Raw genomic sequence first — 11,533 nt, forward strand, 5'->3', positions numbered from 1 at the left:
AATATGAAGATGGAAAAAGCAATTCTAGCAGCGATCACCACCCAATCCGAAAAAGTAACAGGGAGCACGGCCGTTTTCCATTGTGAAACCAAAGAAGAAATGGAAGCTGTAGCTGCTAATCTTGAAGCTATCCTTGATGGAATCGCTCACGCTTTGAGTGATCGATTATATATCATAGTAAAGCACTGATGAAAGCGGATCAGTAATTGTTTATTTTATTAATGTCTGCTAAAATATTAGAGTTAAAGGATTTCTGCTGTTCTGCGGAAGGAAAGCTGCGCATCGGCTATCCGCGGAAGAGCAGTATTTTTATGTTACGTGGTACAGAAGAATAGAAAACTTAGGTAGAATTCTGTTTCTTGTTGTACCTTGGTATTTTAAGGATGAAGAAAACGTGGAATAATTAAAAATAGAAAAGAAGAAAGGAAGATCCTTTCATGAGAAAATCTGTCATGGCTATTGTTGGACGGCCAAATGTAGGGAAATCAACTATATTTAACAGGCTTGTCGGGGAAAGAATTTCGATTGTAGAAGATACACCTGGAGTGACGAGAGACCGTATTTATGCAGAGGGAGAATGGCTGAACGAACGGTTTAATGTGATTGACACGGGTGGCATTGAACTTGGTGATGAGCCTTTACTTGTTCAAATGAGAGAGCAAGCTCAGGTAGCTATTGATGAAGCGGATGTCATTGTTTTCATGGTTAACGGCCGCGATGGAATTACAGGTGCTGATGAAGAAGTTGCGAAGATCCTGTACAAATCAAACAAACCTGTCGTGCTTGCCGTAAATAAAGTTGATAATCCAGAAATGAGAGAAAACATCTATGAATTTTATTCTCTTGGTTTTGGAGAACCTCACCCTATATCCGGTACACACGGTTTAGGCCTTGGGGACATGCTGGATGAAGTGGTAAAATACTTCCCCGAAAAAATGCTAGAAGAGATCGACGACGATATTATTCGTTTTAGTGTTATTGGTCGTCCTAATGTAGGGAAATCTTCATTAGTAAATACTCTTTTAGGACAAGAACGAGTCATTGTAAGCGATATAGCAGGAACAACTAGAGATGCAATAGACACCCCTTTTTCAAAAGATGATCGAGATTACGTTATAATTGATACAGCAGGTATGAGAAAGCGCGGAAAAATCTACGAGGCTACTGAAAAATACAGTATAATGAGAGCGATGAAAGCTATAGAGCGTTCCGATGTGGTTTTATCCTTGATTGATGCAGATACTGGTATTCAGGAACAGGATAAAAAGATAGCCGGCTATGCTCACGAAGCCGGAAAAGCTGTTATTATTGTAGTAAATAAATGGGATACAGTGGAAGTGGAAGAGAAAACGATGAAAGAATTCGAAGACAAGGTTCGTTCCAACTTTCGCTTTTTGGATTATGCTCCTATTGTATTTTTATCAGCAAAAACTAAAAAGCGTGTTCACACCTTACTTCCAAGAATACTGGAGGCAAGTGAGAATCATGCCAAACGTGTTCAAACAAACATATTAAATGAAGTGATTATGGATGCTTTGGCTATGAATCCATCACCTTCCATAAAAGGACAAAAGTTAAAAATCTTTTATGCCACGCAGGTGTCTGTTAAACCTCCAAGCTTCGTAGTTTTTGTAAACGAACCGGAACTGATGCACTTCACTTATGAGCGTTTCCTCGAAAATCGAATTCGTGAAGCTTTCGGTTTTGAGGGTACGCCTATTAAAATCTTCGCCAGAAAGCGGAGTTAAGGGAATTTCAAGAAGGGAGCAGGTATCATGGGAAAAGTAGCCGTTTTAGGGGCAGGCAGCTGGGGAACAGCTCTTGCCATTGTCCTTGCAGATAATGGTCATGAAGTAGCCTTATGGGCTCACCGTAAAGAGCATGCAGATGAGATAAACGAAACACGTGCAAATGAGAAGTATTTAAAGGGTGTTACCATACCTGAACGGATAGTCGCTGATAGTCAGTTGGATCGGGTAGTTAGTGGAGCCGACCACATCCTGCTTGTTGTACCAACGAAAGCTATGCGTGAGGTATGTCAGAACCTTAGAGAGCTCATCGACCATAAAGTAACCATTACCCATGCATCGAAAGGGATTGAACCTGAGACTTTTAAACGAGTTTCAGAAGTCATCCATGAAGAGATCCCTGAAGAATTATATGAGGATATTGTTGTATTATCAGGACCTAGTCACGCTGAAGAAGTAAGCTTACGGCAGCCGACAACGGTTACGATCTCCTCTAAGGATCTAGAGGTGGCAGAAAAAGTGCAGGACCTTTTCATGAATCGCCAGTTCCGTGTTTATACATCTCCTGACCTCATCGGTGTGGAGCTAGGCGGCGCGCTGAAAAACATTATAGCTTTGGGGGCTGGAATATCAGACGGCTTAGGTTATGGTGATAATGCCAAAGCTGCTTTAATTACAAGAGGGCTGGCTGAAATAGCACGTTTAGGAACATCTATGGGAGCTAATCCCCTCACTTTTTCCGGCCTTACGGGCGTGGGGGATTTAATTGTTACTTGTACCAGCTCCCACAGTCGTAATTGGCGTGCCGGATATAAATTAGGACAGGGAAATGATTTGGATGATGTCCTTGATGAGATGGGAATGGTGGTAGAAGGGGTCCGAACAACGAAAGCGGCTTACCAGCTCTCTCGGACGCAGGATGTAGAAATGCCTATAACATCTGGTATTTACCGAATTTTATTCGAAAAAGCCCATGCGAGAGATGTGGTGGACCAGTTAATGACCAGGATCCGCCGTCATGAAATGGAGGACCTCACAAATATTCTTGATGAACAAATGAATGACTGACACATATAGAACCTCGTGCATATACTATCCAGAACCTAACGCACGAGGAGGTCAATTGTTTATGAGTGATTTTCAAAAGAATATCTTTGATCATTTGAAAAAGAAAGCTAATATCGACGCAGAAGATGTTTTTAACGTGGCAAATTCTGTTCAAAATGCTAATTTTAAAGATGAGAAAACGGTGCGGCGTTTAGTACGTCAATTGGCAAAAATAGCAAACAAACCGGTTTCTAAGCAAAAAGAAGATAAGATTGTTGAAGCTATTACGAAACAGAATATGCCTTTGGATATGAATACTTTAGGTAAGTTTTTAAAAGGATAGTTAACGAGTGGGCGTCTGAGGAGGCGACCCTTCGAAAAAATGCATATGATAACACGCAGCAATTATTACACATGAGCTGGATAGGGAATTATTTAGTCAAGCCGGAGCATAGCTGCTCCGGTTATTTTTCTTTAAAAAATGGAAATGTAATGAACCTTACATAAGTTCTGGGTTAGTATAGTTAATTTGGCTTGAAACAGGTAGGTGTTTCCGCTTAATGCCAAGCGTGTGGTATAATATCAAAAGCAATTTGTGTACAAAGGGGGACAATAATGTCTGAGTCAATGCTCAATATGTACATCTCCTTTGCTGGAATTATATTCTTGTTTCTGGCGATTGGATTGATTTTATTAAGCAGGCATAAATTAAAAGGTGTGCTCTCTGGAATTGTGGCTTTTTTAGCCTATGTGTTTATGATTCTGGGAAGTCTCATTATATTTTACATCGTATTTAGTGGACCGACAGCTTGAGGAAATGGAGGGCTCAACATGAAAATGCTAAAACTATGGACTGTGCCATTCCTTCTTGTAATTTTGACGGGCTGTCTTTATCCAAGTAACGAGCTTCAGAAAAATCAGGTACCCAATCAGGTTCAGTTAGAGTCTATCCAAAATGCCGTGGAGACCTATCAGGAAAATACAAACGGTCTGTTACCCATTAAGACTAAACCTCAGGATACACCCATTTTTCAGAAATATCAGCTTGATTTTGAAAAGTTGAAGCAGCAAAACCTAATTGGTGAACCTCCTGGTACGGCCTTTGAGAACGGAGGATATTATCAGTATGTTATCATTCATCCAGAGGAAAACCCTACAGTAAAAGTTCTCGATTTAAGAACGACCGAAACCCTTCGCTCGTTACAGGTAAAAGTAAAATTCTTCAGGGATAATAATCGTTATCCACCATTTGGAGATCAAATTGCTAAAGGTGTCTACGCCCTTGATTACGAAAAAATAGGTCTAGACGAACCTCCTATGATTGATAGCCCTTATTCTCAGCAAATGCTGCCCGTTTATTTAAATTCAGAAGGAAAATTGTTTATAGATTATCGAAAAGACTTATATGAATATCTTAGCAATAAGGATCATTCCTATGAATCTGGTGAAGATATCCGCTATTTACTTACGGATCATGCCCCGTTTGTACCAGGTTATTCTGAACCCTACACGATACAGGAGGGTGAACCCATCTTTATGAGCGAATATCAGTCATCTTGAAAGAGCCGTTCCCTGTTAAGGGAGCGGTTCTTTTTTTGTGCTGAACGTGTTTAAAAGGATGAAGAATGATCTTTCCCCCTTCCTCATAAGCTTTAAAGAGCTAGTTCGGAACGTTTCACAGGAAGACGGTTCATTTAATTATATTATGAAGTTATTAATTTCTGGAATATTTCACTTAGATGATGTCATAGAATTAGATTGTCTAGGCTTGTATGATGGTGAAATTTTATTTGGGAGGGGATCCTTTGGAAAAGGTAGATATCTTTAATGATATTTCCAAACGGACAAATGGTGATATTTATCTGGGAGTAGTGGGGGCTGTACGGACTGGTAAATCTACATTTATAAAAAAGTTTATGGAATTAGTAGTCTTGCCGAACATGCAAGAGGAGTCTGAAAGGGAACGTGCGTTAGATGAGCTTCCTCAGAGTGCAGCTGGAAAAACTATCATGACTACAGAACCGAAATTTGTTCCTAACCATGCAGCTACAATTAATATTGATGACCATCTGGACATACGTGTCCGTATGGTGGACTGCGTCGGATATGCTGTAAAAGGCGCTGTTGGTTATGAGGACGAACATGGTCCGCGTATGATTCATACACCATGGTATGAAGAAGCCATTCCTTTTCAAGAAGCAGCGGAAATCGGTACTCAAAAAGTTATCCAGGAGCATTCAACCATTGGAATTGTAGTAACGACTGATGGAACGATTGGAGAGATTGCACGAGACGATTACGTAGAAGCTGAAGAAAAAGTAGTCGATGAGCTGAGAGAAGTCGGTAAACCTTTTATTATGATTGTTAATTCAGCTCAACCTCATGCTGATAGTACAGAGCGGTTGAGAAGTGAACTTTCAGAGAAATATGATATCCCGGTTCTGGCCCTGTCAGTCGAAAGTATGAGAGAGCAAGATGTACAAAGTGTTCTTAGAGAGGCGTTGTTTGAGTTTCCTGTCCTTGAGGTCAATGTAAACCTGCCAAGCTGGGTAATGGTGCTTGATTCTAGGCACTGGTTAAGAAACAATTTGCAAAATGCAATTGAAGACACAGTGAAGGACATCAAACGGCTTCGTGACGTAGATACTGTCATAGGAAACTTTGATCACTATGAATATATTACCGGAGCTCATATTTCTGGTATGGACCTTGGAGAAGGGGTGGCAGAAATTGATCTGCAGGCTCCTGAACATCTTTATGACCACGTGCTGAAAGAGATTGTGGGCGAGGAAATACGGGGCAAAGATCATCTTTTGGAAATTATGCAGGATTTCGCCATCGCCAAAAGAGAGTATGACCAAGTAGCAGATGCTCTGCAAATGGTGAAACAAACCGGCTATGGCATAGCAGCTCCATCTTTAGAGGATATGTCTCTAGAAGAGCCTGAAATAATACGCCAGGGTTCAAGATTCGGCGTTCGGTTAAAAGCAGTTGCACCTTCCATTCATATGGTAAAAGTCGATGTACAGTCTGAGTTCTCGCCAATTATAGGTACAGAGAAACAAAGCGAGGAACTTGTAAGGTATTTGATGCAGGATTTTGAAGAAGACCCGTTGTCTATTTGGAACTCAGATATATTCGGACGTTCGTTAAGTTCAATTGTTCGTGAAGGCATTCAGGCTAAACTTGCTTTAATGCCAGAAAATGCAAGATATAAATTGCAAGAAACGCTGGGGAGAATTATTAATGAAGGCTCCGGCGGCATGATAGCCATCATCCTATAACGGCTCCCAGTGGGCCGTTTTAATTTTTTTGTTCAAATTTTTTTATATAAAAAAGGGATTTCCTGCTCCTGCGTCGTAATAACTCGTATGGAGTGTTTAAAATAGAGGAAAACCCCTTCATATCAGTGTTTGAGGCTTCTTGCACCTGCTTAAGGTTTATGGTAAGCTACTCTTGAACTGAAGCGGAATTCACTCCTGTAAATCGCTTTGTAACGCGATTGTTAAAGGATTCTCTATTGAATTTCGTTGGAAACTCGTTTAGTATAAGGCTTGTCATCATTTGATGACTGCTACATCAACATTTATAGTGGTTCTTTCCACTTGAATGAGATTAACCCTCTTGAGAGGAGGTGAATGTCATGAACAAAACAGATCTAATCAACGCTGTATCTGAAAAAACAGATCTTTCTAAGAAAGATGCTACACAAGCTGTCGACTCTGTATTCGAATCTATCATGGATTCACTTAAAGATGGTGAGAAAGTTCAGCTTATTGGATTCGGTAACTTTGAGGTTCGTGAGCGTGCGGCACGTAAAGGTCGTAATCCACAAACTGGTGAAGAAATCGAAATTTCTGCTAGCAAAGTTCCTGCTTTCAAACCAGGAAAAGCCCTTAAAGACGCGGTAAAATAAAAAGCTACATAGGGCTTTGGAAAAGGGTGCATTGTGCACCCTTTTTTTCTTATTAATAGACGTACTGTTTAAAAGGAATTGAATGTTTTGACATCAAAATACTTGTAAGAGATAGTAGTAATTAAAGAAAGGAGATTGTTGCAAATGACAACTTCTAATAATGATTTTTTTGTTATTAAAGCTTTAGAAGACGGTGTAAATGTTATAGGATTAACGCGAGGTACAGATACAAGATTCCACCATTCTGAAAAACTTGATCAGGGTGAAGTAATGATTGCCCAATTTACTGAACATACTTCTGCCGTTAAAGTTCGTGGCAAAGCGGTTATCCAGACAAGCCATGGTGAGATGACAAATGAAGGGGAGGAATAGGCTCTTATTGCGTATGGAGAAGCTACATAAAAAGCGTTTGAAGGTGAATTGTGCTATAATAGGTATGGTTTATTAGTGTTCACGAAGGGACCAGGTGATCAAGTTGAATTCCTCAGATCATTACATCAAACAACTTAAACAAAAAATTGAATCGAAAGTTCGCCATCCTTTTTTGGCGCGTTTCATACCGGAACCTGCTGTGGATGAGGATAAACTGGTAATTTTATCTTCGATCATGGATCATACCAGTCTTTCTTCGGTAAAGAAGGAACAGTATATTATCACCACTATGCTGGTTCAAATAGCTTTGGACACTCATGATCTTGTAACACTTACAGAAGATGAAGATGACCAGGAAACCATCAGGAACCGACAGTTAACTGTTTTAGCAGGGGACTATTACAGTGGACTCTATTATTATTTATTGTCTCAACTTGAGGATATACCCATGATTCAAACGCTTGCAGGTGCTATTAAAGAAATAAACGAATTGAAGATGGAGCTATACTATAAAGACGTAGAGTCATTTCAAGAATTTCTCAACGGTCTGAAGAAAATAGAATCGTTACTCATTCAAAGAGTGGCTTCTTATGTTCAAAGGACAACAATCAATGATATGGCAGGAGAATGGCTTCTAGCAAAGAAACTTCTTGAAGAGAAGAAAAGTTATCAGGAAGGTAAATTTTCTCCACTCATCGATGTATTAATTAATCGGCCGGGTATTCTGGGGAATAGTGGACAAGTAATCGTTAATATTGAGCAAATGCTCCAGAGTCACGTGCATCGACTCGAAGCAACGGTATCTCAGCTGCCGATTCATTTTAACTGGCTCAAAAGCCATGTTCACTCTGCTATTCATCATCAATTCAATCAGAGACAGATTGCGGAAGAAGGTTAAATATGGGCTCACAAACTAAAGAAGAACGTGTTCATCATGTATTTGAACAAATATATAATCGATACGATCAGATGAATTCCATTATTTCTTTTCAACAGCATCGTTTATGGCGAAGAGATGTGATGAAACGAATGAATGTAAGCAAAGGAGACCGGACACTTGATCTGTGTTGCGGAACGGGAGATTGGACAATGACTTTAGCGAAAGAGGTCGGTCCAACCGGAAAAGTAGTAGGGCTGGACTTTAGTGTAAATATGCTTTCCGTGGCCATTAAAAAGAAAATGGCTTTGAAAATGAAACAAGTGGAATTTGAGCATGGCAACGCTATGGAATTGCCTTTTGAAGATGATCAATTTGATTACGTAACGATTGGATTCGGTTTAAGAAACGTTCCGGATTATAGGCAGGTTCTATCAGAAATGCTACGGGTGGTAAAGCCTGGTGGAAAGGTTGTCTGCCTGGAAACCTCCCAGCCGGAAAACCCTGTTTTTAAATCTTTATATTATTTCTATTTTAGAAATATAATGCCTTTATTTGGAAAGTTTTTCGCTAAAAGCTATCAGGAATACAGCTGGCTCCATGAATCGGCTAAAGATTTCCCGGGGAAAAACGAATTAAAAGAGCTGTTTGAGGATATCGGTTTTAAGAACGTAATAGTCAAATCCTATACGGGTGGCGTTGCGGCCATGCATATGGGTGAAAAGCAATAATTAAGGATGAAGCACAATGAAATTAGCCATGATTTACTCATTTCTGAAAAACGATCTGTCTTCTATAGAAACTGCTGTAAATGAGACCATACAGTCAGATAACCCGGTGCTACGCGAAGCTTCGAGCCAACTGCTGCAGGCTGGTGGAAAGCGAATTAGACCAGTATTTGTTCTGTTAGCCGGGAAATTCGGCGATTATGATATTGAACGAATGAAGGCTGTAGCTGTTTCTTTAGAACTTATACATACTGCTTCTCTCGTTCATGACGATGTAATTGACGAATCAGAGCTCCGAAGAGGAGAGCCCACTATAAAGTCACGCTGGGATAACCGAATCGCTATGTACACAGGCGATTATATTTTTGCGCGCTCTCTTGAAAACCTATCTGCTCTCGAAAATCCCCGGGCGCATCAGATTTTAGCCAACACCATGGTTGAACTTTGTTTGGGTGAAATTGAGCAAATCAGGGATAAATACAATGTGGATCAGAATTTGCGTACATATCTTCGTAGAATTAAAAGAAAAACGGCTCTGCTGATTGCGGCTAGCTGCCGTTTAGGGGCTATTGCAGCCGACGTTACCCCCCGTGAAGAAAAAGCCTTATATCAATACGGGTATTATGTAGGGATGTCTTATCAGATCATCGATGATGTTCTTGATTTTACATCTTCTGAAGAAGAACTTGGCAAACCAGCCGGGAGTGATCTCCTTCAAGGGAATATTACATTGCCTGTTCTATATTCAATGGAAGAAAGCGATTATAAGAAGCGTCTGGAAGAGTTGTTTAACAGAAAAGATCCATTAACTCCAGAAGATATTAAACCGTTGCTCGAGCGAATTAAATCTAATGATTCTATCCCCCGGGCTCTGCAGTTAAGTGACCGGTATTTAAAAAAAGCTTACGAATCCTTGGATAAGCTTCCTCCAAATCGTGCTAAACAGACTTTAAAAGGGATTGCTAAATACATTGGAAAAAGAAGGGCATAATGTATTGCCATCCCTTCCAAACTTTGATAGAATTTGCTTTGGCACTTATTAAAAGCGCTTTCACACACTATACATAAACTGAGGTGGATGACATGGAAAAGACTTTTTTAATGGTTAAGCCTGATGGAGTTCAACGTAATTTAATTGGTGAGATTACTTCCAGATTTGAAAAGAAAGGGTATAAATTAGCAGGTGCTAAACTCATGGTTATTTCAAATTCTTTGGCCGAGGAACATTATGGCGAACATAAAGACAAACCTTTCTTTAATGAACTGGTAGAATTTATTACTTCCGGCCCTGTATTTGCTATGGTATGGGAAGGGGAGAATGTAATCGCCGGGGCTCGTCAGATGATGGGAGCTACCAAACCTTCCGATGCAGCACCAGGAACGATACGCGGTGACTTCGGGGTAACAGTAGGCAAAAACGTCATTCACGGATCCGATTCAGCTGATAGTGCTAAAAGAGAACTCGAGCTGTTCTTCAACTCTGATGAAATTTTAAATTATCAAAAAGATAACTTAAACTGGATTTACTGAGCATAAATCCTTTAAAAAACCGCCTGGCTGCAGGCGGTTTTTTAGTGTGATAAATTATGGTCGATTATCGTTTACATACCAGAATGGTTCAGCTACTCTAATAGAGAATAGATCAGTTAGGATAAGGAGCCCAGGTTATGAATGAGGATTACGGAGAATTCATCCAACTTTTACATACAGAAACAGGTATTGATCTTTCCCTTTACAAAGAAGCCCAAATGAAACGAAGATTGACATCGCTGCGGGATAAACGTGGATATTCGACGTTTTTAAATTACTATTCTTCCTTTCATTCCCAACCTCACTTATTGGAAGAGCTATTAGACAGGATGACTATAAACGTTTCACAATTTTACCGTAATCGAAAGCGTTTTGAAATTTTAGAAAAGAAAGTTCTTCCTTATCTCCTGCAAAATAAAAATCACTTAAAAGTTTGGAGTGCAGGATGTTCTACTGGAGAAGAGCCTTATACTCTGGCTATGATTATTAATCACTTCCTCCCTTTGCAAAACATCGAGATTATTGCTACAGATCTGGACGGCCAGGCTCTGGAAAAAGCTAGACAAGGGGTTTATCCTGAAAGATCGCTGAATGAAGTACCTGAAGAAATAAAAAGAAAATACTTTGTAAAGACAGGGGTCTCATATAAAGTCAAAGATGATATAAGAAACTGTGTGACCTTTAAAAAACACAATTTGGTGGCCGATCCTTTCATACCCTCCTGTGATCTTATTGTTTGCAGGAATGTGTTAATCTATTTTATTGAGGCAGCTAAGCATTATATTTATGAGAATTTCAGTCGTTCCCTTGAAGGTGGAGGAATATTTTTTGTGGGTAGCACCGAGCAGATATTTTCTCCACGAAGATATCAATTAGAAGTCTTTGACCCATTTTTTTATAAAAGGATCTGTTAAAGTTTAATGTAAATTTTTCATAGGAGACTTATTACGCAATAGGGCATTATAGTAGAAGACTCGATTTGTGATATTTGGTGGAGAAAGGGGCTACAGGAGAGCGAGTTATTTCCTCGCCAAATTTAGTCCCCATTTTAGTAACGGGCCCAACTATCTTCAATTCGAGTCTTCAAGTAATGGGCGTTTAACCATAAAATCAATACGGAAGTTTAACAGAGACGTTCATGCTAATTTTTTCGCACCATGACATATGAAAATGGCTTCCAAACGGGTGTTAGAAGAGTACAGTCAGCGACTTCTACCAAAGGTCGAGAAGGCGTGATGTCTTAGAACTCGTAACAGAGACGGATCTTCGGAAGCAAGTGTACCATGGATTGTCGCTCTCCTCGGAGAAGCACGTA

General features: G+C 39.9%; 14 protein-coding genes. All 14 read left to right on the plus strand.

What is annotated here, in order from left to right; genetic code table 11:
* Positions 1-3 precede the first annotated feature (3 nt).
* Complete coding sequence (locus ACTWP7_RS17085) at positions 4-189, plus strand: capping complex subunit for YIEGIA (protein ID WP_014643531.1); 186 nt, start codon at positions 4-6, stop codon at positions 187-189.
* A 248-nt stretch (positions 190-437) separates the two neighbouring features.
* Positions 438-1,748: a ribosome biogenesis GTPase Der gene (gene der / locus ACTWP7_RS17090; RefSeq protein WP_443124241.1), complete on the plus strand. Its 1,311-nt coding sequence runs from the start codon at positions 438-440 to the stop codon at positions 1,746-1,748.
* 27 nt (positions 1,749-1,775) lie between these two features.
* Positions 1,776-2,816 carry an NAD(P)H-dependent glycerol-3-phosphate dehydrogenase gene (locus tag ACTWP7_RS17095; RefSeq protein ID WP_443124242.1) on the plus strand — a complete coding sequence of 347 codons (1,041 nt, stop codon included), beginning with the start codon at positions 1,776-1,778 and terminating at the stop codon, positions 2,814-2,816.
* Positions 2,817-2,877: 61 nt separating this feature from the next.
* Positions 2,878-3,138, plus strand: coding sequence for a stage VI sporulation protein F (locus ACTWP7_RS17100; RefSeq protein ID WP_443124243.1), 261 nt, complete (start codon positions 2,878-2,880; stop codon positions 3,136-3,138).
* 272 nt (positions 3,139-3,410) lie between these two features.
* Entirely contained in the window at positions 3,411-3,608 is a 198-nt protein-coding gene (locus tag ACTWP7_RS17105; protein WP_443124244.1) for a DUF2768 domain-containing protein, read from the plus strand.
* Between the two features lie 18 nt (positions 3,609-3,626).
* Positions 3,627-4,355: a hypothetical protein gene (locus ACTWP7_RS17110; RefSeq protein ID WP_443124245.1), complete on the plus strand. Its 729-nt coding sequence runs from the start codon at positions 3,627-3,629 to the stop codon at positions 4,353-4,355.
* 245 nt (positions 4,356-4,600) lie between these two features.
* Positions 4,601-6,079: a stage IV sporulation protein A gene (spoIVA, locus tag ACTWP7_RS17115; protein WP_443124246.1), complete on the plus strand. Its 1,479-nt coding sequence runs from the start codon at positions 4,601-4,603 to the stop codon at positions 6,077-6,079.
* Between the two features lie 359 nt (positions 6,080-6,438).
* Entirely contained in the window at positions 6,439-6,711 is a 273-nt protein-coding gene (locus tag ACTWP7_RS17120) for an HU family DNA-binding protein (RefSeq protein ID WP_014643523.1), read from the plus strand.
* A gap of 144 nt (positions 6,712-6,855) precedes the next feature.
* Complete coding sequence (gene mtrB / locus ACTWP7_RS17125; protein ID WP_014643522.1) at positions 6,856-7,083, plus strand: trp RNA-binding attenuation protein MtrB; 228 nt, start codon at positions 6,856-6,858, stop codon at positions 7,081-7,083.
* A gap of 172 nt (positions 7,084-7,255) precedes the next feature.
* Positions 7,256-7,981 (plus strand): heptaprenyl diphosphate synthase component 1, encoded by a 726-nt coding sequence (locus ACTWP7_RS17130; protein WP_443124247.1) that lies wholly within the window; start codon positions 7,256-7,258, stop codon positions 7,979-7,981.
* A gap of 2 nt (positions 7,982-7,983) precedes the next feature.
* A complete protein-coding gene (locus ACTWP7_RS17135; protein ID WP_443124248.1) occupies positions 7,984-8,691 on the plus strand; it encodes a demethylmenaquinone methyltransferase in 708 nt (235 codons plus the stop codon).
* 16 nt (positions 8,692-8,707) lie between these two features.
* Entirely contained in the window at positions 8,708-9,679 is a 972-nt protein-coding gene (hepT, locus tag ACTWP7_RS17140; protein ID WP_443124249.1) for a heptaprenyl diphosphate synthase component II, read from the plus strand.
* A gap of 92 nt (positions 9,680-9,771) precedes the next feature.
* Positions 9,772-10,218, plus strand: coding sequence for a nucleoside-diphosphate kinase (gene ndk / locus ACTWP7_RS17145; RefSeq protein WP_443124250.1), 447 nt, complete (start codon positions 9,772-9,774; stop codon positions 10,216-10,218).
* 137 nt (positions 10,219-10,355) lie between these two features.
* A complete protein-coding gene (locus ACTWP7_RS17150) occupies positions 10,356-11,132 on the plus strand; it encodes a CheR family methyltransferase (protein WP_443124251.1) in 777 nt (258 codons plus the stop codon).
* The last annotated feature ends 401 nt before the right edge of the window (positions 11,133-11,533 follow it).

This window comes from Halobacillus sp. B29, from assembly GCF_052246755.1.
In the GTDB taxonomy this organism is placed as follows: Bacteria; Bacillota; Bacilli; order Bacillales; family Halobacillaceae; genus Halobacillus; species Halobacillus halophilus.